This is a genomic window from [Lactobacillus] timonensis (genome assembly GCF_900240275.1).
Classification (GTDB): Bacteria; Bacillota; Bacilli; order Lactobacillales; family Lactobacillaceae; genus Limosilactobacillus; species Limosilactobacillus timonensis.
The window spans coordinates 742,176-764,393 of sequence record NZ_LT964761.1 but is presented as its reverse complement, the minus strand read 5'-3'; the positions used below and the strand labels follow the sequence as shown (position 1 = coordinate 764,393).

Annotated in this window: 18 protein-coding genes and 2 tRNA genes; 5 read left to right on the top strand and 15 right to left on the bottom strand. The window is 47.4% G+C overall.

What is annotated here, in order from left to right; genetic code table 11:
* Nucleotide 1: 1 nt before the first annotated feature.
* From C1710_RS03625 to cls, 3 genes are all read right to left on the bottom strand, one after another.
* Complete coding sequence (locus tag C1710_RS03625) at nt 2-3,829, bottom strand: PD-(D/E)XK nuclease family protein (protein WP_102280146.1); 3,828 nt, start codon at nt 3,827-3,829, stop codon at nt 2-4.
* 131 nt (nt 3,830-3,960) lie between these two features.
* The gene (potE, locus tag C1710_RS03620) at nt 3,961-5,277 is read right to left on the bottom strand and encodes a putrescine-ornithine antiporter (protein WP_180961293.1); all 1,317 of its coding nucleotides are present in this window, start codon (nt 5,275-5,277) and stop codon (nt 3,961-3,963) included.
* 106 nt (nt 5,278-5,383) lie between these two features.
* Nucleotides 5,384-6,853: a cardiolipin synthase gene (cls, locus tag C1710_RS03615; RefSeq protein ID WP_102280144.1), complete on the bottom strand. Its 1,470-nt coding sequence runs from the start codon at nt 6,851-6,853 to the stop codon at nt 5,384-5,386.
* Between the two features lie 113 nt (nt 6,854-6,966).
* Between cls and C1710_RS08435 the strand changes: the two genes are divergently transcribed.
* The gene (locus tag C1710_RS08435; protein WP_268874812.1) at nt 6,967-7,101 is read left to right on the top strand and encodes a hypothetical protein; all 135 of its coding nucleotides are present in this window, start codon (nt 6,967-6,969) and stop codon (nt 7,099-7,101) included.
* Nucleotides 7,102-7,157: 56 nt separating this feature from the next.
* Here C1710_RS08435 and C1710_RS03610 read toward each other — a convergent pair whose 3' ends face one another.
* The 3 genes from C1710_RS03610 to pepI form a co-directional block, all read right to left on the bottom strand.
* The gene (locus C1710_RS03610; RefSeq protein ID WP_102280142.1) at nt 7,158-9,299 is read right to left on the bottom strand and encodes an ATP-dependent Clp protease ATP-binding subunit; all 2,142 of its coding nucleotides are present in this window, start codon (nt 9,297-9,299) and stop codon (nt 7,158-7,160) included.
* 85 nt (nt 9,300-9,384) lie between these two features.
* Nucleotides 9,385-9,618 (bottom strand): transcriptional regulator, encoded by a 234-nt coding sequence (locus C1710_RS03605; RefSeq protein ID WP_102280140.1) that lies wholly within the window; start codon nt 9,616-9,618, stop codon nt 9,385-9,387.
* A 149-nt stretch (nt 9,619-9,767) separates the two neighbouring features.
* Nucleotides 9,768-10,658, bottom strand: coding sequence for a proline iminopeptidase (gene pepI / locus C1710_RS03600; RefSeq protein WP_102280137.1), 891 nt, complete (start codon nt 10,656-10,658; stop codon nt 9,768-9,770).
* A gap of 48 nt (nt 10,659-10,706) precedes the next feature.
* Between pepI and C1710_RS03595 the strand changes: the two genes are divergently transcribed.
* The gene (locus tag C1710_RS03595; RefSeq protein WP_180961292.1) at nt 10,707-11,351 is read left to right on the top strand and encodes a DNA-3-methyladenine glycosylase; all 645 of its coding nucleotides are present in this window, start codon (nt 10,707-10,709) and stop codon (nt 11,349-11,351) included.
* Here the strand turns inward: C1710_RS03595 and rlmH are convergent.
* From rlmH to yycF, 7 genes are all read right to left on the bottom strand, one after another.
* Nucleotides 11,326-11,805, bottom strand: coding sequence for a 23S rRNA (pseudouridine(1915)-N(3))-methyltransferase RlmH (rlmH, locus tag C1710_RS03590; RefSeq protein WP_102280133.1), 480 nt, complete (start codon nt 11,803-11,805; stop codon nt 11,326-11,328). The genes C1710_RS03595 and rlmH overlap by 26 nt on opposite strands.
* Nucleotides 11,806-12,360: 555 nt before the next feature.
* On the bottom strand, nt 12,361-13,632 hold the full coding sequence (locus C1710_RS03585; RefSeq protein ID WP_102280130.1) for a S1C family serine protease: 1,272 nt from the start codon (nt 13,630-13,632) through the stop codon (nt 12,361-12,363).
* A gap of 84 nt (nt 13,633-13,716) precedes the next feature.
* Nucleotides 13,717-14,523, bottom strand: coding sequence for an MBL fold metallo-hydrolase (locus C1710_RS03580; protein WP_102280127.1), 807 nt, complete (start codon nt 14,521-14,523; stop codon nt 13,717-13,719).
* Nucleotides 14,524-14,534: 11 nt separating this feature from the next.
* Nucleotides 14,535-15,374: a two-component system regulatory protein YycI gene (locus C1710_RS03575; RefSeq protein ID WP_102280125.1), complete on the bottom strand. Its 840-nt coding sequence runs from the start codon at nt 15,372-15,374 to the stop codon at nt 14,535-14,537.
* Between the two features lie 12 nt (nt 15,375-15,386).
* A complete protein-coding gene (locus C1710_RS03570; RefSeq protein WP_180961291.1) occupies nt 15,387-16,685 on the bottom strand; it encodes a YycH family regulatory protein in 1,299 nt (432 codons plus the stop codon).
* Entirely contained in the window at nt 16,663-18,543 is a 1,881-nt protein-coding gene (walK, locus tag C1710_RS03565) for a cell wall metabolism sensor histidine kinase WalK (protein ID WP_102280120.1), read from the bottom strand. The genes C1710_RS03570 and walK overlap by 23 nt, the downstream gene beginning before the upstream one ends.
* A 14-nt stretch (nt 18,544-18,557) precedes the next feature.
* Nucleotides 18,558-19,268 (bottom strand): response regulator YycF, encoded by a 711-nt coding sequence (gene yycF, locus C1710_RS03560; protein WP_102280117.1) that lies wholly within the window; start codon nt 19,266-19,268, stop codon nt 18,558-18,560.
* Between the two features lie 200 nt (nt 19,269-19,468).
* Here yycF and C1710_RS03555 point away from each other — a divergent pair.
* From C1710_RS03555 to C1710_RS03545, 3 genes are all read left to right on the top strand, one after another.
* Nucleotides 19,469-19,541: transfer RNA gene (locus C1710_RS03555), tRNA-Lys, on the top strand.
* Between the two features lie 105 nt (nt 19,542-19,646).
* Nucleotides 19,647-19,931, top strand: a complete 285-nt coding sequence (locus tag C1710_RS03550; RefSeq protein WP_102280114.1) for a MerR family transcriptional regulator — start codon at nt 19,647-19,649, stop codon at nt 19,929-19,931.
* Nucleotides 19,932-20,460: 529 nt separating this feature from the next.
* Nucleotides 20,461-20,533, top strand: a tRNA-Lys gene (locus C1710_RS03545).
* Between the two features lie 73 nt (nt 20,534-20,606).
* On the opposite strand, the gene C1710_RS03540 is transcribed toward C1710_RS03545, so the two are convergent.
* A complete protein-coding gene (locus tag C1710_RS03540) occupies nt 20,607-20,978 on the bottom strand; it encodes a DUF1304 domain-containing protein (RefSeq protein WP_102280112.1) in 372 nt (123 codons plus the stop codon).
* 16 nt (nt 20,979-20,994) lie between these two features.
* Nucleotides 20,995-22,179: an MDR family MFS transporter gene (locus tag C1710_RS03535; protein WP_102280110.1), complete on the bottom strand. Its 1,185-nt coding sequence runs from the start codon at nt 22,177-22,179 to the stop codon at nt 20,995-20,997.
* Nucleotides 22,180-22,218 lie beyond the last annotated feature (39 nt).

The following is a 22,218-nucleotide window of genomic DNA, read 5'->3' as shown; positions in this document are numbered from 1 at the left end:
TCTAATCTCCCTCCTTGGGCTGTTTTTTGAGTTGGTCCCTCAGTTTGTCCTTGTCAGTTTCCAGTAACTTATACAAGCGCTGGTCAAGGACGTTATCAAAGCGGAAAATATCGGCATAATCAGAGTAATCAAGGCCCGTTTCCTGCTGGTTCCCGATGATTTTCCGGTACGGTTGAAGCTTAACATTCCCGCTTAAGATCTGCTCAGCAGCAGCTATTAACAGTTGCTGGTTCTTCGCGAGTAATGCCGCAAACTCGTCCGGTGAGGCCAAGACCGACCCACTGCTTTCGCTGGTCCCCTTTTTAGTGACGGAAAAACCAAAGAAGTTGTAATTGCCGTACAGGTTGTTAATAACTTCTTCCTGGTTGTCGATAACCCCATGGAACTGGTAATTATTTGCGCCGGCAAGCTCACCCGGCTTAAATGGATAATCCAAGCGGGTACGGTGGAGGTGTAAGTAGTTGGCGCCCACGATCTGCGGGTTATTTGCCTGGGGCTCCAAGGTTGTTAGCTGACCCTTTAACGCGTTTAAGTAGGCAAGAATCTGCAGATCAATCCCACTCATCGCATTAGCCAGGTCAAAAGGATGATTACTCGACTTGTAGTCCACGACCAAGAACTGGTCGCCATTATCTTGGACAATTTTATCGATCCGGTCAATTCGTCCACGGATAAGTAGCTTCTGGTTGAGGGTTGCCCTATCTTCTCTTACCGCCGAAAGCGGTTTGTCAAACGGGTTGAGGACCGTTGTCGCGTCCTCATCACGTTCTACGCCGGAACCAAATGGTTGCTCTGTGACAAACGGAACCGCGGCCATATTTTCGGCCTGGAGTTTGAGCACCTGGGCCATGGTTGCCACGACACCATTCATCTGGTTCAGCTGAAAACGGAAGCGAGCATAGCGTTTCGCATACCGTTTAAGGTCTGGTTGCTGGTCAATGGCAAAGGCCGATGACTGTGCCGCCAGCCTTGCCACTTGGTCATCAGTGAGTTTTGTTAAGTCCTTCCCTGGTACCAAATGCAACAGTTCAGCCAAGCCGTCATGGAAGAACGTCCCGGTGTTGCTGGGCTTAATTTCTAGTTGTTCACGTTCTTTTAACCCTAAGCCGTACTGAAGAAAGTATTGGTAAGGGTTGCGGTAGTAAGTCTGAAGTCCCGAAATTGAGGAACGGAACAGCCGGGTGTGCGGATCATTTCGGTCCGCGACTGTGTAGAGGGCCCTTGCCAGTGCCGGCGTTAGTGATGTTGTCTGATTACTGTAGTAAAGTCCTGACCGCAAATGTGATAGTTGCTGCTCCCACTGGTCATTGCTTTCCATATTGATGAGCGCTCCGTACACTTCTGCCCAAGCCGTATTGGTGCCCAGTAAGTTTCGTTCTTCAACGGGGTCCTGTCGTTGACGCCGCTGAGTAACGGTCTGTTGCTGTTCTTTTGCCTGGCGTAACACCCGCAGGAGTGGCCCAATCGTTGAACGGGGCGTCCCCACTAAGGGTTTAACCTGCTCAAAAGAAGCAGCGCTCCCCGGCAGTAACGGTTGCTGATCGACTAACCGCTTATTTTCTTCGTCCCACATACCAAAGTGCTTGGCCACGGCGATAATGTATGGTGATAAATCAAGACCATTACTATCTTCCGCACTAGCAACGAGAGGTGCTGACATGATAAGACGTTCCGTTCCCATCATCATTGAAAGGTAGGCTAAAAACGGTTCATTCTTGAGTCGAGGAATGGCACTGGAAGGTAAATAACGGTCGTTGCCCACCTTCTCATTGTGCTCATTAATCCGTTCAATTTCGGCGTCATTTAATAAGCCACTGGACTTCTTTGTTTCTGGCATGACATCGTCAGTCGCACCAATAATAAAGACAACCTTACGGTGGTTATCCTGGACGATCCCGCTTTCCGAAATCAGGACCTGGTCAAGGGTCGACGGAATTTGTGAATAAGTGGCAACTTGCATCCCGTTATTTAAAATCTCGCCAAATTCTTGCGGGGTCAACTTTTGTTCATCCCCTAGCAGGTCAACAAACTGGTCGAGGAGCTGACACAATTCCTGCCAAACTTGCTGTGATTGACGGGCACCTGCTAAGTCATGGTGTACAATCCGTCGCGCCCACCGTTTCAGCTGAGCCGTCACGTTGGTTCCCGTTGTTAAAAATTGGTACAACAACGTAGCAAACTGTTGCCCTGTCATTAGCGTAGGCCGCTGGCTGCCGTCTGCGCGGGATCCCGAAAGCCGGTTCACAACCGGGACAAGAATCCCCTTCACGTAGTCTTTCACCCGGTTTAGTGACTGGGTTTGGCGGTCCAGAACCTTTTGGTAGGCATCAGAACTAGCTTTTTCTCCGCTAAAGTTAGCGTACCACGGCCGATCACCCAACCAGTCGTCTTCGGTAATCCCGTACTTCAAACACCAGTTTTCGGTAACGAAGATATCATTCATAAAGCGGGCAGCCAGCTGATTTTGTACCTTTGCAACTGCTTTGCGCCGCTCCTTACCAGTTAAACTACTGTCAACGTTGGCCACCGAAAGAGTTTTTCCGTTATCCAGGGTTATTTCTGAAGGAACTAACAACCCTGTTTTGAGAATTGCCATTATCGTTTCGGTCCGGAAACCAACCTTCACGAGCTGGAAAAGCTGGTGGATCAAGACAACCAGGGGGTGGTTGACCATTTGTTTTTCGTGGTCATTGAAGACCGGGACATCCTGCTGGGCAAATAATGGCTCAATTACGTTCGCATATTTATCAAGGTGACGGGTAAGGACTAGAATATCGCGATAACGGTATTGACCTTCCTCCACTAGTTGACGAATGGCAGTCACCACCCGCTTTAATTCTGCTTGGCGGTCTGCTGCCGCAAAACACTGGACAGCTTCTGAATTTTGCAACTGAACCGGCTTATCGGTCCCGTACCTGGCGACTGTCATCATCGCCCGTTCCACTTCCCGTAAGTCGTCGCCGACCCGCGGTTTAGTGGCCCGCAAGTCTGCTTGGACATCCACCCGCTCATCCTGCTGAGCAAAGCGCCATAACCGTGCGTACTGCCGACCTGCAGTATAAAAAAGACTGCTTTCTGCTGGTAGTGTTTGCCGTCGGTACGCCCGGTCCAAGATCAGCGAAATAGTCGTACTGCGTCCGTTAACAATCATCGCCTTGACAACCTCCAGCTCCGTAGCAGTAAACTGGGTGAATCGGTCAAAGTAGAAGTGGCAGTCCGTAAAATCGTGCTGGTCAAGGTCATTAATCAGTTGCTGGTACTCGCTAGCAATGGAAGAATACTGCTGTGTCTCCTGACCGTACCATTCCTCAACGTTAGCGAGGATTCTTAATCGTTCAACCCAGCTTTGTCCTTGCTGATTTTGCGGTGCCTGGTCAGCGATCTTTCGTAAGTCATCTGGGTCAATTTGGGACGACAGCAACTGGTTAACCTGGCTAGTTAAATGGCCAACAAAACCCGCGTGCTTTGCTTCACCAGCATACATCCCCATTTCAGCCTGGTGTTCCTGAACAATCTTCGTCATCAACATATTAGCGCCAACAGTTGACAATGCCTGGGTTTGGTATGTTCCGGTATCCCGTAATAAATACCAAGCCAACCGACTCAGAGAGAGCACTTGTACCTGGGACTGGGCATAAGTCCCGCTGACTCCTTGCCGTTTCTGAAGGTCTTTGAGAACACTAACCTCACTAGCGAACTTAATGTGGTTTGGCACAATGTAAAAATAACGGTCGTGTGGTCGTTCGGCAATTTCTTCCGCTAAGCGGTTGACTAAGATTTCCTGGTGGTCCACTGCGGCGGTCCCCAGAACAAAATTTAAAACACCCATGATGTCCTCCTCGTGTTGCCACAATCAGTTGCTATTTTACCATGTTACTTGGTTATCCATTCCAACTAAAAAATCGTGAATCTGTAGCAGACTCACGAGTAGATATTTTAATTTGTTTCACATGAAACACCCTACGGACGAATGTCATGCTCCAGGTCAAAGTTATACGAAATTAGGCCGTAGATTAGCCAGCCGACAAAGATAACAACCATTCCCCAGAAGATGGTCGACATCCCACACTGGGTAATGGTGTAGATAGTGTAAAGCTGCGTAAAGATCATTACTATGATGTTCACCCAGCGAGTCCGTTTTTTGGTAATACGCGCTCGCCGTTGCATAACGTCCAGCGAAGCCATCGACAATAAATAAGGAATACAGTTAGTAAAGACAGAAATATTAACAATTTCCAGGTACTGTTTTTCCAAGCTCGGACTCGCCGTTTGAATTGCCAAGACGGTTTGAATCGCCGTTAAAATTAATAATCCAGGTACCGCAACGTCACGGCGGTTAACGTAGGAAAAAATTTTCGGGAAATATCCCTTTTCCGACGAAGAACGGAACACTTCTGCCAAAGTGAATTGCCAGGTCACCAGGGAGCCAAAGCAGGCCATCACCATAACTACCATGACAATTTGTCCCACGACCGGGGTAAAAAGCGTTGCAAAGACAAGGCCGAATGGTGAATCCGTCTTAACTAGTGTCGACGCTGGTAAAATCCCCTGAACAACAACACTAGACATCACATAGAAAATTGCCACAATCCCGGTTCCTAGCGTGACCGCAATTGGGACGTTTTTCCGCGGATTATCAACCTTTCCCATGTTTGCACAAGCAGATTCCAATCCCAGAAAGGCCCAGAGAGTAATGGCTACCGACTTATTCATCCCCGTCACCAGTGAATAATGATGCGGGTTCCAAGAGCCAACGTAGACAGACGGCCGGAACCAGTGCCAACCAAAAGTAATCAAGAACAGTAACGGAACAATGACCCCGAGGGCCGCTAAAGTGGAAATATGAACGGTTAGTCGTTCGTCAATGATATTCAAAAAGGATGCCAGCCACAGGGTAGCAGTCGTGACTAAAGCCATTCCCATGGAGTCCAGCTTCCAGCCCATAAAGCCCGCAAAGTAACCGGTACAAGACACCGCCAGGGCCACATCAGAAATTAATTCGGAAATAGCATAAGTATAGTCAGCAAGAAAAGCTCCCGCTCGACCAAAAACGTACTCGGCATAGCCACCCATCCCGTCGGTTCGTTCACTATACGAACCGGCACGGGCAAAGCCAAAGGCGAGCATTAACGCCCCGCAGGTAGTAATGGCCCAAGCCATGATCGAGAGGTTACCAACAGTTGCCAGGTTCGAAGGAAGCAGGATCGTCCCGGAACCCATCATATTGACAATCGTGATGCGCGTTAACGCCCAAACACTAATTTTCTTTTGCTGCATGACATCATAACACTCCTTCTACATTTAATTAAAAGACCCTTTTAATGAGATGTAAAGCGTTTTCTAAGAGTTGAAAGGGCTTGATTAATCGATTAATAACTTCATGTTAGAGAATTGGTGATAGGAGCCGCGAAAACCGCTGCTTAAATTTCAACCAACGCGGCTGCTGCTTAAACATTTCCGGAGTGATGACGTGACAGTTGCGAATGTCATCAACAAACACTTTTTCCAGGTAGTCCACCAGCCAGTGGTCATAAATGAAACAGTTAATTTCAAAGTTGAGTTTGAAACTCCGAAAGTCCATGTTAGCCGACCCGACAGAACCCATTTTGCCGTCAATAACCATCGTCTTCGCGTGAATGAAACCATTCATGTAGTAGTAGATCGTCACCCCTTCATCAGCAAGGTAGTTGGCATAGTACTGTGTTGCTCGGTACACGAAGGGGTGGTCAGGCTTGCATGGGACCATGATTCGCACGTCAATCCCCGAATGAGCCGCAATCTTCAAAGCATCTAGAACACTGTCATCCGGAATCAAATAGGGCGTTTGAATCCAAATGTGATCCTGGGCGGCGTTAATCAACCGTAAGTAACCTAGCTTAATCTGCTGAAGACGAGAATCGGGACCGCTAGAGACTACTTGTAAGGCTGTATGCCCCTCGGCAGCGGGGACATCGATTTCGGGAAAGTAGGGTTTATAGTGTTCGATTCGATCGTTTTTGGTGCTGGCAGAAGCGTTCCAGTCACGAACAAACCGCTGATGCAGTGAGTACACTGCCCCACCGACAATCCGGAGATGGGTATCTCGCCAGTAACCAAACTTTTCAACTCTCCCGAGATATTGATCGCCAACGTTAAAGCCGCCGACATATCCCAGCTGACCGTCAATAACAACAATTTTCCGGTGGTCACGATAGTTCAGTCGGAAGTCAAACAAGTTGCTCTTCGTTGTCAAGAAAGGTTCTGCCTGGCCGCCGTTTTCCCGCAGGTGGTCATAAAAACTCGGCTTAACTCCCATTGATCCCCAAGAATCATAAAGGACCCGAATTTCGACTCCTTCAGCCGCCTTTTGTTCCAGGATCGTTCGTAATTGGTTACCGATCCGGTCATTATAAATCGTGTAGAATTCGATATGAACACTGTGCTTGGCAGCCGCAATATCGTCTAGCATCTTCTGAAATAGCTTGTGCCCATCGGTAAAAACGTCAACGTGGTTATGCTGGGTGACAAAGGAATCATCGATACTTTGGAAAAGCATGATCGTTCGCCGGTAAACCCGCATCGTGTTTTCTTCTGGCCGGCGCATCCGCTGGAATCGTTTTTTCTGGGCGTCGAGAGCTTCGCTGAGCTCTAACTGGGTTTCTGTCTTGATCCGCCCCATTTTCTTGGCCGGTAGCTTCCGCCCCAAAAAGGCGTAAACGATAAAACCGACTACCGGCAGGAAGGTTAACACGAGTAGCCAGGCCCACGTCGCCGCAATGTCTCTTTTTTCTCGGAATACCGTAATGAAGGCAATCACCGTGTTAATGATGATAATTGCCAAAAGTATCCATTTAATAATGTCCCACGTCAGCATGGCCAAAGAGCCCCCCTTTTGTTTACTCCTTGCTATTTTAACGCAATGCTTTTCAGTAACCAATAGCCAATCATTTCAGCTATAATATTGATAAATTATGAGGAGTTGAGAAAATGATCAATTTTCTGCCACTGGGGATCGGCCAAGTCCGCTTATTCCATATGCTGTTCAACCGTAACCCAATTGCCGCAATCATTGTTTTAGTATTGATTGTCCTCTTGGCTATCTACTACAACAATCATCGATAATACAAAAAGGCCACCGGCGAATCTTCGCCAGTGGCCTTCCTTATTTAACGCGACACTTATTCCTTTGTCGCCTCATTTTTGACATCGTCTGCAGAACGTTCACTGATAACCAGCTGGCCGTCCTCCATCGTTGCCTGCAGGTGCTTTACATCCAGGTGGTCAAGGTAGTAGTCAGTGACCTTGTCCCTAATCTGCTGTTCAATGACCCGCCGCAGTGGACGAGCACCCATTGCCTTGTCATACCCCTTGTCAATCAGATAGTCCTTCGCATCTTCGGAAACGGTAACGTCCATCCCCTTCTTGGCCAAGGTCTTGTTAACGTTGGCTAACATCAGGTTGACAATCTTCTTTAAGTCGTCCTTTGTCAAGCTGTGGAACTCAACAATCGCGTTAAAGCGGTTGAGGAATTCTGGACGGAAGTATGGCGTCAGCTTCTTGATCAAGTCAGTCTCATTTGCACTGGCCTTCAAGTCAGCATCATTACTGAAGCCGGCGTTGGAGGTTGCAATAATGATCGTGTTCTTGAAGTCAACGGTGTTTCCTTGACCATCCGTCAACCGTCCGTCATCAAGCACTTGTAACAACAAGGTGATAACTTGTGGGTCGGCCTTTTCGATTTCATCAAGCAGGACAATTGAGTACGGGTGACGACGTACCTTTTCAGTCAAGGTATTGCCGTTGTCTTCGTAGCCAACATACCCAGCGGAAGCCCCAATCAGCTTGGAAACGGCTGTCCGGTCTGAGTATTCTGACATATCAAGACGGATAATGTCGTCTTCACTGCCGAACATATCCAAGGCCAGCTGCTTTGCCAGTTCCGTCTTCCCGACACCGGTTGGTCCAACAAACAGGAAACTGCCGATTGGCCGGTCGCCTTCGTCAAAGCCGGCACGGTTACGCCGGATTGCCCGGGCAACAGCTTCAACGGCTTCGTCTTGACCAATAACCTTGCCTTCCAAACGCTTTGCTAAGCCCTTCAGCCGCTCAATGTCGCTTGCGCCCATCTTGGAAACCGGGATCCCAGTCTGCCGTTCAACTGCTTGGGCCACGTCGTTTGGCGTTGCCGTGACTTTATCAGCCGTTGAATTATCCTTTAGCTCCTTTTTCAGGTCAGCCACCTGGTCCTTTGCCTTTTGGGCAGCCTGATAGTCTTCCTTCTTGACGGCTTCTTGCTGTTTTGCTTCGGTCTTCTTAATTTCGGCCTCAATTTCCTTAGCATTCTTTACCGGGTGCTTGGAAGCAAGGTGAGCAGCCGTCATATCAACCAGGTCAATTGCCTTGTCCGGTAGGCTCCGCTGCGGCATGTATTGGACAGAGTAGTCAATTGCCGCCTTTAAGACGTCATCAGGCAAGACAACGTTGTGGTGCTTTTCGTAGAGTTTCCGTAGTCCTTGCAGGATCTTGAAAGTGTCTTCCTTGCTTGGAGCGTTAACAGTAACCCTGTTAAACCGCCGGGACAATGCCGCATCCTTCATAATCGTGTTACGGTATTCGTCCTGAGTCGTTGCCCCGATAATTGTGATTTCACCACGAGATAATGCTGGCTTCAAAATATCTGCCATTCCCTTGGAGCCACTGCTATCGCCAGTGCTGCCGGCCCCTAAAATCTGATGGATTTCATCAAAGAAGAGAATAACATTACCGCGTTTCTTTACTTCTTCAATCAGCTTCTGCATGTTTTCTTCGAAGCTGCCACGGTACTGAGTACCCGCTTCCAGACTAGAAATATCAATACTGATAATCTGCTTATTTTTAATGGAAGCTGGAACATCGCCGCTGACAATCGCTTGAGCAAGACCTTCGACAACGGCAGTCTTCCCAACACCAGCATCACCAACGAGTACCGGGTTATTCTTAGTCCGCCGTGACAAAATCTCAGCAGTCTCTTGAATTTCCTTATTACGCCCAATAACCGGGTCGAGTTTTCCTTCTTTTGCTTCCTGCGTTAAATTACGGCCAAGCTTTTCCAAAATTCCTTGTGGCTTTTGGCCCTGCTTTCCAGACGCGGCGGGCTGTTGAGTACCTGCACCAGGCAAGCGTCCCGTCCGCCGATACTGTGCAAACTCTTCTGGCGTTACTTCACGACCATTGACTAAATAACGACGATTTTCAGAATTCATCCCGTTCATCCCGCCCATCAGCTGGTTGAACAGGTCATCCATACCACCGTCGAATGGATCTACTGGATTTTGTGCCATAAGAACAGTCCCCCTTAAACTAATTTCATTTTCTAACTTAATGCAACACAACGGTGCCAAAAATTGACACCGCCGCATCCCACTATCATTCTTCGTCATCAACCAGGTAGTGCGTTTCTAACTCTTTCAACACTTCCCACATATGCAGATGTTGCGTCCGGGCCAGTGCGTCCAGGTCGCGCAAATTAAGCGGTGTTGCACTTGATTGATCCTTATTAAACGACTTATGCAAGGTGGTGTAACCATATCCGGACTGCTTAGAAACCTGATAAATGGTCAAGTGATTAGCACTCAAATAGCGCTTAATGTTAATCCGCATTATGCTCACTTCCCTTACGTTTTTTATTATACCACATATTTGCTATAAGACAAATATAAAATGTCACAAATGTGAAATAATTATTGAATAAAAAAGCCGGTCAACAATAAATGTCGACCAGCGATTACTTGTTAAATAGCCACCAGGGACTAGTCATGATCTGCCAGCCAGCGGCTGAGTAACCGCTGATACTTTTCCGGCTGTTCCGCAAAGACCATGTGGCGGGCTCCCGCAAACAATTCCCATTCAGCATGAGGAAGAGCATCTGCCATTGTCTTAGCCACCAGTGGCGTGCAAAGGTCGTCTGTCCCGTTAATGACTAACGCGGGCATTTTCACTCTGACCAGTCGTTTAGTATATTCATAGTCTCGCAGGTTGCCAAGCGGGGTGTATTCGTTCGGCCCCCACGCCGTCTGGTAAGCAACTTGTCCGCCGACTTTTGGTCGCCTTAACGGTTCAGGCGACTGGTCAGTCGGTTTGGCACTAGCGTGGCGAATCATAAAGTGCTCATTGGCCAGTTTGTAGGCTTCATTAGAATAGTCGCCACTTGCTTCAGCCTGGCGAATCGCTTCCTGGTCAGCTGGCGAAAGGTAGGAAATCCAGCGGTGCTGTTCTTCCGCCCACAGCCGTGCTGAAGAAAGGGTGCTGGACAAAATAAGGCTGCTAATGCCGGTCGGATGGTAGTCACAGCTGTAGATAATCGCCAGCATTCCGCCCCAGGACTGGCCCAGGAGGTGAACCTGGTCCAAGTGCAGGTGTTCTCGCAGGGCAGACAACTCGGCCACCCAAGTAGCCGCACAATAAAGCTCCGGCTGATCGTCAGGCTGGGATGATTTCCCGCAACCCAACTGATCGTACATTACTAGCTGGCGGCTGCTAGTTACCGCTAAGTTATCCATTAGCTCAAAGTAGTTATGGCTCGACCCAGGACCACCATGCAGCAGAAGCAACGGTGGTAAGTCACTGGGTTCGCCCACAATCCGGTAGTAAGTTTTAAACTGGCCAAAGGGCATCCACCCCTCTTCTACGCGAACATTCATGTTTGTTTCTCCTTTTTTCCACGGTTATACTGAAAGCGGAGGTGCATCATGGATCAATTCAACCGCTTCTTTACTGGTCGGCCGACGACCACCATTGCTCAAGACTTGCTCGGCCACGAACTAGTTTACCATGGCCCCCAGGGCACCATTAGCGGGCTAATTGTCGAAACCGAAGCCTACCTGGGCATTAACGACTCCGCTTCCCATGCGTTTGGCGACCGGCACACCGATTATACGGCGTCACTGTATGGAAACCCCGGCGACCTGTACATTTACCAGATCAGGGGGATGGTCTGTTGCGACATTGTTACCCAACCAGCTGGTGAACCACAGGGAATCTTAATTCGCGGCCTCGAACCATGGTGTGGTGCTAAGCAAATGGCTGCTAACCGCAAGACCAGCGGGGTCAACGTCAGTAACGGCCCTGCCAAATTAATGAAAGCTTTCGGGATTAACGACCGTCAGCTTGACGGTCAGGCGATGAGTACCTCCCCACTTCAAGTCCGTCTTGCCGCGACGAAAACGCCACTAATGGTGGACGCGGGCCCACGGATCGGCGTTAACCCCTCCGGTAAGGACGCTCAGCAGCCACTCCGGTTTACCATCCACGGTAATCCCTACGTTTCACATACCAAACGACGCGACGACCGTGCTGACCACGGTTGGACTACTTATGATAAGGCAGACCATTAATAATCGTCATTGCCCGATACACTTGTTCTGCGAGCACCAAGCGCATTAACTGGTGTGGCAGAGTAAAACGGCCAAAGGAAACCGTCGCATTCGCTCGTTTGAGGACTGCTGGCGACAGTCCCAGTGACCCGCCAATGACAAAGGTGATATCGCTGTGGCCATACACCGTTAGTTGGTTAATTTCTTTAGCAAATTCTTCCGAACTATATTCTTTACCCTTAATTGCAAGGGCGTAGACATACTCCCGATTACTGATCTTGTTGAGGATCCGTTCGCCTTCCTTGGCCATCACCTCGTCCATTTCGGCTTGACTCAGTGATTCGGGAGCCTTTTCGTCTTTAACTTCGACAACCTTAAACTTGCAAAAACGCCCCAGCCGTTTGGCATACTCCGCAATCCCGTTTCGAAAGTACTTTTCTTTAACCCGGCCAACGCCAATAATTTTAATATTCATTATAACCTCCACAAGTTTTCCACAGAGTTATCCACAGACAGTGAAACTTATCCACTATTCTTTAATTGTTCGTTAAGACGGCAGCTTTTTGATCCCCTGTGGACAAGTCGACTTATCCACACTTTTTCACAGAAACAACCGTTCGTCTGCACAAGCGGAAAGCCGCGTCACAACAAGGCTTGTCGCCACACCTGAAAATAATTATCCACTTATCCACAGTCATCAACTACATCTGTGGATAAGTCATCAACATCACTAATCCGCATTTCACCGCGCTTCTGATCGAAAAAGATATAAGAAAAACTTTTTTCCACACAGTTATCCACAAGCTGTTCACAGCATTCCGCTTGCACACTGGATCGTATATTTTTCAGCTTAATCGAATAAGCGTTCTGGATTACCTGCTGTTTACTGAAACTTTTACCTGGATAATCACCCAGATTGTTCGTTAATTCAGGCACGTTTTTATTTTAACGCATAACGATCATCTAAAAAAATGGTCCCGGCAGAAATTTGCCGAGACCATTTTATTTATACTTTCGATGTTTCAACCATCTACTGCTGATTTTCAACACTGGCATTCGCCGTCTGCGTCAGCTTAATCGTTGACGTGTGTGGCTTACCCTCGCGGTAGTAGGTAACTTTAACATCCTGACCAACCTTGTAGCGGTAAAGAGCGCTCTTGAGGTCACTGGTACTATGAATCTTATTGTCACCAAACTTGGTAATCACGTCATACTTTTTCATCCCCGCATTGGCCGCATCAGAATCATCAGAAATGTTCATAACCACCACACCAGTGTTAACGGAACTAGGCAATTTCAGAACGGACTTTTGTGAATCACTAGTCACGTTACTGAGGTTGATCATACTGATTCCGAGTGTCGGCCGCTGTACCTTGCCGTGCTTAATCAGTTGGTTGATTACCTGGACGACTTCGTTACTTGGAATAGCAAAGCCCATCCCCTCAACACTGCTGCCTTCACCATTAGACGAAAGCTTCATCGAGTTGATCCCGATAACCTGTCCTGCCATATTGATCAGCGGGCCACCAGAGTTCCCGGAGTTAATGGCCGCGTCCGTCTGAATAACGTTGGTCGTCGTTGCATTGCTGGAGTCAGCACTAGAATCACCGCTGGAAACCTTCAGTGTCCGTTTCTTGGCCGAAATAATCCCCTTCGTCACGGTGTTTGCGTACTCACTGCCCATCGGCGAACCAATCGCTAAGACGTCTTGCCCGGCTGCAATATCGTTGGAGTTGCCGAAACTAGCAACAGACTTGATGTTCTTAGAACTGATCTTCAAAACTGCCAAGTCGGTTGTCGCATCAGTCCCGACAATTGAAGCTTGCATCTTCTTGCCGTTACTGAGAATTACTTCCAGGGAGTTTGACCCGGAAACGACGTGGTTATTGGTGACGACGTAAGCTGAATCGCCATCCTTCTTGTAAATAACCCCTGAGCCTTCACTGGCCGTCTTCAGCTTGCCTGAACCAGACTTTGTTGAGCTATCAGAGTCATCCCCGAAGACGCTAAACAGGCCGCTAGAACTATTCTGAACCCGCTGCTTATTAAGCACACTAACCACTGAGTTCTTTACCGCACCATATGCGCGGGTTGACTGATTGCTCAGGTTCGCCTTGTTTTTATTAACGGAAGTTCCGCCTGATTTGTTTGACCCCTTTGGTACCGAGGTTACCGTATTTTGTTCATGATTTTGCCATGCGTTAACGGCGAAGACTCCAATCCCCCCACCGATTAACCCGGCAAGTAGTCCAACCAGCACCACTTTTAACCAAAATTTGTGCTGGAATCCTTGATTGTCCATGACAAATGCCTCCAAATAATTACTTTTCGATATAACTAATTGTAAGTGGCAATTATGAATTTTTAATGATTAAAAACCTATTATTTATACCGTCGTTAACGGTGTTGCCTCCTCGGGTTCAGCGTCTTTGAGGATAAAATCATGGTCTACACCAAAGTCATGTTGGGTCATCAGCGAAGCCACTGTCAGGTGGGCAAGTGACCGCCGGTTATTATGCTGGCTGCGATGGCCAAGGAGAATTTCGTTGGTACGGTGGCCGACAACACTCATGAGGGCGTTCGCCCCCTCTTCATTGGACAGGTGGCCATCATCACCGAGAATCCGCTGTTTGAGTGCCCAGGTGTAAGGACCCTCTTCCAGCATCCGAACGTCATGGTTGCATTCCATTAAGTAGGTATCGGCATCACGAATCGTCCCAGCAACGCGGTCTGAAACGTACCCTGTATCCGTCAAGACACAAAAGGTCTGATCATCGTGGTGAACCTGATAAAACTGTGGTTCCGCGGCATCATGCGACACCGCAAAGCTCTCGACTTGCAAGTCGCCGAAATCCTTGATTTCCCCAGGTTCCAGGAGGTGCTTTTGTAATGGGTCAATCTTCCCCAGGCGCTTGCTCATTGCTGCCCACGTTCCCCGGTTAGCATAAACATCTAAGCCATAACGACGTGCAATGACGCCAACCCCCTGACAATGGTCACTGTGCTCGTGTGTCACGAAAATAGCTTCAACATCCTTCATTGACCGGCCAACACTGGCCATCAGGTGTTCGATTTTCTTCCCGCTGAGGCCACCATCAATCAGAATGCGGTGGTGGGGTGTTTCCAAATACGTTGAATTGCCAGTGCTACCGCTAGCAAGAACGCTAAACTGAAATTTTTCATCACGTTGCATATCGTCCCACCTTAATTATTATACGTTGACGAACTACTACTCGTTGATTGGCCACCGTTTTTCATCACAATACCAGTGAAGGCATTCACCTGACAGTGAATCTTCTTCCCCGTATTCTTCGCCTTGATTGACGCGGTCCACGTTGGAATGTAAACAGCGTGGTTGCCATAAGTTAGTAGTCTGCTGTAGCCAAAATCAACCCACTGAATTGTTGACCCACTAGGAATTTCATTATGCTTATAGAGGGCAATTACTGCCTGTTTCTGGCTAATTGCTGTCTGTCGAGGACGCAAGATTTCCCCCGGTTTCAGAAAACTCTGCGTGTAGCCAACTACTTCGTTCCGGTCATTCAACCGAAACCTCAGCAGTCCCGCGGGGCCAAATAGTGGCTCACCGGCCATTGTTTGCGTATAAACCACCGTTTTACTCGTAGACAGGTGTTCATTGTACGTATACTGGCGGCCATTAATAACCCATTTCGGGTTTTGACAAAGCTGGTCAAGTTTTGCCTGTGGTTTGGTCTTGTCAATTCTGACCGGGTTATTAAAGCTACTGGTAAAGTTACTACCAACAACTCGTGGTGTTTGTCCCTTCAGTTGGTCCTGGTGAGACTGTAACTCTTGATTATCATCGGTCTTAGCCGCCGAGAGGTAGTAGCCCATCCGGTTTTTTCCTGAAAGAGGGCCGGTAATAATTGAATCGTTCTTCATCTCTTTGAGAATAATTTGGCTAGAACTTTGTTGCTTGCCAATCGAGACAAACTTGGTATTCATCAACACAAACGATGCCAAGAAAATATCAAGCAAGGCAAAGGCTGCCAAGAAAATCCACTGTATCTTTTTGAAGTTCATGGCAGTCCCTCCTTACTTGAGCAATTCCTGGTAATTAATCCAGGTACCGTGATAATCAACAAAGTATGTTGGTTTTAGGGTAACCGTCTTTTCATCAGTAGATTGACTATCCCAGTTGTAACCAACCCGGATGCCGCTGATTTCCTTATACTTACCGCTTTGTCGCAATTCATTAACCACCGCTGCCGTTGATGGCAACTTAACCTTCTCAGCATTAGTTGGTACCGGTGTCTGCAAACTGTATAGGGAATAACGGTAAAGCTCAACGCCTTCGTAGTTTTCCGAAATTTTGACTGTCCCATACCCATCCGGACTGTAAACCGGAAACCCCTCAACATAGGGAACATAAGTAATTGCCTGTTGCTTTTCGTTAAACTGATCAAACCGCATCGAGTCCATTACCACTCCAGTTTTCGTCAAACGCTGGTAGAGCGTGTTATACAACTGGGTAGTGCTCAAGTTATTGTTCTTCCCGAGGTAGTTATCATAACTAATGGTTTTCGTTTCGTGGTTGTACGTCAGCCGCTTGTTAGTCCCGTTTTGGTAGACAGTTATGTTCCCCTTATTGGAAGTAGAAATGTTATTGCCGTTAGTATCATTCATCAAGTTATGCGTAACGTTATCAATCTTCTGTGTTTCTACCTGGTAGGCAAAACTCGGCAGGGTAATGCCACGCATATAAAAACTGTAAATTCGGTGGTCAATCACCCGCCGGTCCACGTTGACTTGTCCGCCACCTGTACTTGCCAGCAGCGAATTTAACTTCTGGTTTTGATTTTTAGACAAGTGGACGCGGTAGACAGCGAAGTTACTGTCGTTGAGTAAGTAAGCAGTATTACGGTTATTTAGCGGCAACACAATTCTTGTTACTCGTCCCATTCGCTTGGTGTTCAGGTCCTGAGAGTAAACCTGATTAAAGACCGCCGTTGGAACTGGATAATAGTAACTCAGCACCATCGTTTTCGGCATCCGCAACATATCCAAGTAGTGTTGCTGGTCATCATGACTAACCCGTGTCGGGTTGCCAAAATGCCATTTGTTAATGATGTTCCGGCTCGTCAGTACCAAGTTGTCCCTTTGGCCGTACAGCATCTCCGCGCTACCATCACTCTTAACCCTGACCACTTCGGTTGGTAAATAAATGTCGCCAATCGACTGCAGGTTAAACTGCTTAACATTACCAGCATCGCCACGATTATGAGTGGCGTTATTGTATGGTGCAACCCAGATAAAGAATGACAAAACGATACTGAAGATAACAACAATTGCTAAGAGAATTGATAACCAGCTATCCTTCAGTTTCCTGATCATCGTTCCATTCATCCCCTTCTTCATACGGAATATACGGTAGTGAAATATAGAATGTCGAACCTTTTCCTTCAACACTGTCGACCCAGATGGAACCACCCAGCATATTAACAACTTCCTTAGAGATGGCTAATCCCAAGCCGGTCCCACCTTGCTTTCTAGACCGGGCCTTGTCCACCCGGAAGAAACGGTCAAAGATGTGCCCCAGGTCCTTGCGCGGAATTCCCAGTCCCTGGTCACTAATGCTTAAAATGACGTGGCGGTGAGTTTCAACTAGCCGCGCGGTAATTACCCCACCATCTGGTGAGTACTTAACGGCATTGTTCATAATGTTGTCAATGACCTGGGTAAACTTATCAGCATCAATTTCAACCCATAAGTCTTTCTTTGCAATATGACGGACAATGGTATAACGTTTCTTAACCGTCCCGTCCTCTTCTTCTTTTTTAATGATCATGTCAAAGCGGTCAAGGATGTAGTTAAATAACTCGTTGATGTTCACGTACTCCAGGTCAAGCTTGGCGGTTCCTGAATCCATTCGCGAAAGGTTCAGCAAGTCATTGATCATCCGAATCATCCGGTCTGTCTCATCCTGGACGACCTTCAAGAATTGCGGAGCAACCTCTTTATCCTGCCAAGCGCCATCAGTCAGGGCCTCAACATAGCTCTTCACGCTCGTCAGTGGTGTCCGCAACTCATGAGAAACGTTAGAAACAAATTCCTTCCGCTCGCGTTCTTCCTTTTGCTGACTCGTGACATCATGGAGAACGCAAACTAGCCCGCTGACAAAGCCGGATTCGCGTTGAATCGGTGAAAAGTAGGCGTTTAAAATCTGGCCATCACTATTACTCTGGTCACCCTTACTCATATCAAGCAAAATATGCTGCTGTTCGTCGACCAGTTGCCGAACGCTATACTCACTACGGATGTTTAAGACATCAATGATCGACTGGCCAATGACGTCATCGTCATCATCATAATTCAGCATCTGCAAGGCTGTTTGGTTAATAATGATAATGTAGCCGTTCCGGTTCGTCGAAATAACCCCATCGCTCATGTGACTGAGGACGCTATTCAGTCGACGGCGCTCCGATTCGGATGCTTCCTGCGATTCTTCCACCCGTACAGACAGGTTGTTAACGGCTCCCGCAAGCTGTCCTAGTTCGTCATTATCAGTGACACGCACCTGCCCGGAGAAATCTCCACGGGCAATTCGCATGGTCTGCTGGCGCATTTTCTCAATTGGTGCCGTAATTTCCCGGGAAATAAGAATTGACAACCCAATTCCCAAGACGATGGCCAAAAGAGCAGCAGAGACGTAAATCAGGGAAATATTGTTAACCGTTCGGTAAACACCTTCGAGATTAGCCCGCATATAAATTGCACCAACCAGGGTGTTGCCGTTAGTCGTAAAAAGCGGCACGACGCTAACATAGTAGCGATTGCTATTGTCGTAAATGTTTTGAGTATGAGCACGGCCGTTTAAGAGGGTGTTCTTAATTGCCGAGTCTTCACTTCGCTGACCAACAATGCCCTGGTTGTTCGCATTACTCGTCCCACGAATTTCGGCCTTCGTGTCCACTACCCGGATTTCACTGATGTTACTGTTATTAACTTCCGACAAAATTTGTTGAATCCTGCGTTTCGCCTTCTGGGTATTTGTCCTATTCAGCTGAGTTGCCAGTGAGTTATTAACATAGGAGGGAAGCGTAATCTGCTGTTTAAAGTTATTGAGGTTCTGCGTTTCCAATTGGCGCACAAAAACCGCCCCCACCAGTTCAAGCGTTAACAGGAGCATTAACGTCAAAACGAGGGCGATTTTAAAGCGAATTGATTGAAAAAATTTGATTTTGCTGTTCACAACTAATCAGTCCCCTAATCCTGATCAGGCTTTGCCAGGTAGTAGCCGACTCCGCGCCGGGTCACTAACCAACGGGGATGGCTTGGGTTCTCTTCAATTTTTTCCCGGAGACGCCGGACAGTAACATCCACTGTTCGAACATCACCGTAGTAGTTGTAACCCCAAACTGTCTGTAAGAGGGTTTCCCGGTTGATAACCTGGCCAAGGTGCTTAGCCAGGTAAGATAACAGCTCGAATTCCCGGTGGGTTAGGTTGATATTCTCACCCCGTTTAGTGACGGTATAAGCATCCGGGTGGATCGTCAATTCGCCAACTTCAATGTCCTTATTGCCGTTCTCATCAGCACTCGCTTTCAGGTTAACGCTCTGCCGACGTAGGTTTGCCTTCACCCGTGCAACCAGTTCCCGGTTAGAAAATGGCTTAGTAACGTAATCATCAGCCCCTAGTTCTAAGCCGAGCACTTTATCTAATTCGGAATCCTTTGCTGTCACCATAATGATTGGCGTGTGGTGCTTTGCCCGTACTCGCTTAGCGACTTCGAGTCCGTCAATTTTTGGCAGCATCAAGTCCAGAATAATTAAGTCAGGTGATTCACTTTCAACCTTCTCTAGTGCCTCTTCACCATCATAGGCAACGACAACTTCGTAACCTTCCTTTTCCATATTGAACTTAATGATATCTGAAATTGGTTTTTCGTCATCAACAACCAATATCTTCTTAGCCATGTTCCGGTCCCTCCATTACTTGGGTTTTAATGGCACGCCATTACACTTTTAGCGTTCTTAGTTAACGGGTATATTATATCACACCGGTGAAATTGCTTTCCTTTAGCTACTTTCACTAACCACTGATCATTTTGCAATTAATCAAAAAAAGGGGTTGCTTTTCCCCCAATTAATTGATATTATATTGAATGTTGAGTTATGGGCAGTTAGCTCAGCTGGCAGAGCAACGGACTCTTAATCCGTGGGTCCAGGGTTCGATCCCCTGACTGCCCATCAGAGGTTGACAAGTCACCATTTCGGTGACTTTTTTTATTTTCTCCTTGATTATTACCTAACGTTATTATGTAAGATAACACTATCTGGAAAGGAGGAATACTTATGTTCAATAGCGGTCAGTTAGCCAAACAGTGTCATACTTCTATTAGGACGGTCCAATATTATGATCAAAAGGGCCTCCTTCGTGCCAAAAGGAGCCAAAGTAATCGGCGAGAGTATGATGAGCAAGACCTTTTGCGACTTCAACAAATTATTACTTACCGCCAACTAGGATTTACGCTTAAAGATATCCAAGAGCTAATTGATAATAGGCAAGCAAGTAAGACCCTCTCAGCGTTAATTGATAAACAGACAGCCATGCTGCACCAACAAATCCATCAATTGTAATCACAGCTGGCAGGATTGCGATATTTTAAAAAGCAGCTTCAGTCAAGCAACAGCTTTTCTCCTGAATTACAAGCAAAAGTTCGTTCTAATATGAAGATGGCCAAGCAACTTCATCATTTCCGGTTAACAATGGTCGGCTGGGGTTTAGTCATTGACCTGCTGTTTTTGGTCAGCTTAATCTTTGTCATCAGCCAGGGAGCCTCTCCGTGGCGGCTTGTCTTGGGGGTAGTTTTATCGCTTCTCATCTGCGGACAACTTACTTTTTCTTATTACCAGCATTCACTATACCTTTGCCTCAACTGTCGTTCCGAATTCGTCCCCGTCGTCCCCGTGTTCAAAATTGGGTCTTAGCCCGTCATACCCCGAATACCCGCAAATTAACGTGCCCAACTTGTCACCACAGGAACTTCTGTGTTGAAGAATATCGGCAATAAATGAATTTTAAATACCAGCTGTTAACATCTTTATAAAAAGTCCTTGCAAAAGCCTTAGAAAATTGATAACATAATTTGTGTTGTCAAGATGACATGGGCAGTTAGCTCAGCTGGCAGAGCAACGGACTCTTAATCCGTGGGTCCAGGGTTCGATCCCCTGACTGCCCATTATTTACCGTCACTGAACAGTGGCGTTTTTTTGTACAAAAAATAGCGGCCGAAGAACCGCTATTTTTCTTTTTCAATGATTGACGATCAATGCCACGAGCGCGAGTAAAGCTGGCAAGCCCTGGGTAAGCAGAATTTTCTTATTGGCTGTCAAGGCGCCAAAAATAGCTGCCACCAGGATAAAGCCGATAAACAAGTATAGAACGATGACTTGTGCATCCCCGGTTAGCAATAGCTCTGCTACCAGAATACCGACACCCAGAAAACCGTTATAAAGGCCTTGGTTAGCCATGCTGACCTTGGTCTCTTTTTGTGCCAGGTACTCAGCCGACAAGTCAAAGGCATCACGGGCCAGCTTCGTCTGTGTTAGAAACATCTCCAAGACCATAATAAACAAAGCCTCAGCTGCTACCACGTTGACCAAAATAACACTCAATAATCTCATTTACCTGTTCCTTTCACTAGAACCGGGTTGTTTTCTTCCGGGTAGTATGGCTCACAAAGAACACCGCTGCTTCGACCACTAATGCCAAAACAAGACAGACAATAAAGAGGACCCGGTAGGAAGCAGCGCCAATGACCAACCCGCCAAACAGTGGTCCCACTGCCTTGCCTGCTGATGACCAACCATTGAAAAGTCCCTGGTACTTGCCCTTTTCCGCCAACGGGGTCAGTTCATTAATGATTGACGGAATTGTTGGAAAGGCTGTCGCTTCCCCGAGCGTCAGGACCACCATTGATATTACAAACCAGAAGTAGGTCCGAGCAAACAGGAGGATTGAGAACGAGAGGGCAAAGGTCAACAGTCCAAAATAAACTAAGTGGTACGGGTTGCGGAAGATCCGGTTTAACCAGCTTAACGCCAGTTGAAAGGTCACAATCAAGAGACCATTGATTGTCCACAATAAACTGTAAAGACTCAGTGAAATCCCTTTACCAGTCATGTAAACGGACATATTACTTGACCACTGGTTATAAACTACCCAAATAATAGCAATCCCAATGAAGAAGGTCCAAATAATTGCCATGTTGGGCGACGGTAATTTCTCGCCCTTCGCCTTGCGCAGTTTCTGTCGTTTCGGGCCGGCAAACTTAGTCCGGTAGCAACGCCACACAACGAACAAGAAGAAGAGATACATTATACCGGTCACCGCAAAGAGTGGCGCTACCCGGTTATGGGTGGCCTGATACATTGGCCCCACAACAGCTGTCCCAATCATCATTCCAAAGTTATTAGCAAAGTAGAGCATATTGAAAACAAAACGGCCATCATGGGCGTGAATCCGCGTCCCGTAGGAGTTAAGCATCGTCATCAGCCAACCGTTTAAAAATCCCACAACTGGCAACAATAGCGGGTATGCCGGCCAACCATTCTGCCACATCAAGAGGACCATCATCACAACTTCCGCAAGCACGCTGAACATGGTCAATTTTTGCGGGTTATGTTTGTCAAAGAGACGGCCACCGATGTAGCTGCCAACAACGTTTGTTCCGGAATAAAAGAGGAGGACGATCCCGGACATCGTCAGTGACTGGTGCAACTGGGTATGGACATAGACTGTCGTCAACGGCCAAACAAAGCTATTACCAACGCTGGCTAAGAATGTTCCCAGTAATAGCCAACGTAATTTAAGTTCGTTTTTCATTCGTTCGCTCCTTTCCGTTGTTTTAGTTCCACCAAAAAA

Coding starts and splice junctions, on each gene's coding strand:
- C1710_RS03610 (WP_102280142.1), bottom strand. CDS start 9,299: ATGGCACAAAATCCAGTAGATCCATTCGACGGTGGTATGGATGACCTG.
- C1710_RS03575 (WP_102280125.1), bottom strand. CDS start 15,374: ATGAACTTCAAAAAGATACAGTGGATTTTCTTGGCAGCCTTTGCCTTG.
- C1710_RS03535 (WP_102280110.1), bottom strand. CDS start 22,179: ATGAAAAACGAACTTAAATTACGTTGGCTATTACTGGGAACATTCTTA.
- C1710_RS03605 (WP_102280140.1), bottom strand. CDS start 9,618: ATGCGGATTAACATTAAGCGCTATTTGAGTGCTAATCACTTGACCATT.
- C1710_RS03585 (WP_102280130.1), bottom strand. CDS start 13,632: ATGGACAATCAAGGATTCCAGCACAAATTTTGGTTAAAAGTGGTGCTG.
- C1710_RS03570 (WP_180961291.1), bottom strand. CDS start 16,685: ATGATCAGGAAACTGAAGGATAGCTGGTTATCAATTCTCTTAGCAATT.
- C1710_RS03625 (WP_102280146.1), bottom strand. CDS start 3,829: ATGGGTGTTTTAAATTTTGTTCTGGGGACCGCCGCAGTGGACCACCAG.
- C1710_RS03550 (WP_102280114.1), top strand. CDS start 19,647: ATGTTCAATAGCGGTCAGTTAGCCAAACAGTGTCATACTTCTATTAGG.
- C1710_RS03540 (WP_102280112.1), bottom strand. CDS start 20,978: ATGAGATTATTGAGTGTTATTTTGGTCAACGTGGTAGCAGCTGAGGCT.
- C1710_RS03595 (WP_180961292.1), top strand. CDS start 10,707: ATGGATCAATTCAACCGCTTCTTTACTGGTCGGCCGACGACCACCATT.
- C1710_RS03580 (WP_102280127.1), bottom strand. CDS start 14,523: ATGCAACGTGATGAAAAATTTCAGTTTAGCGTTCTTGCTAGCGGTAGC.
- rlmH (WP_102280133.1), bottom strand. CDS start 11,805: ATGAATATTAAAATTATTGGCGTTGGCCGGGTTAAAGAAAAGTACTTT.
- cls (WP_102280144.1), bottom strand. CDS start 6,853: ATGCTGACGTGGGACATTATTAAATGGATACTTTTGGCAATTATCATC.
- potE (WP_180961293.1), bottom strand. CDS start 5,277: ATGCAGCAAAAGAAAATTAGTGTTTGGGCGTTAACGCGCATCACGATT.
- pepI (WP_102280137.1), bottom strand. CDS start 10,658: ATGAATGTTCGCGTAGAAGAGGGGTGGATGCCCTTTGGCCAGTTTAAA.
- yycF (WP_102280117.1), bottom strand. CDS start 19,268: ATGGCTAAGAAGATATTGGTTGTTGATGACGAAAAACCAATTTCAGAT.
- C1710_RS08435 (WP_268874812.1), top strand. CDS start 6,967: ATGATCAATTTTCTGCCACTGGGGATCGGCCAAGTCCGCTTATTCCAT.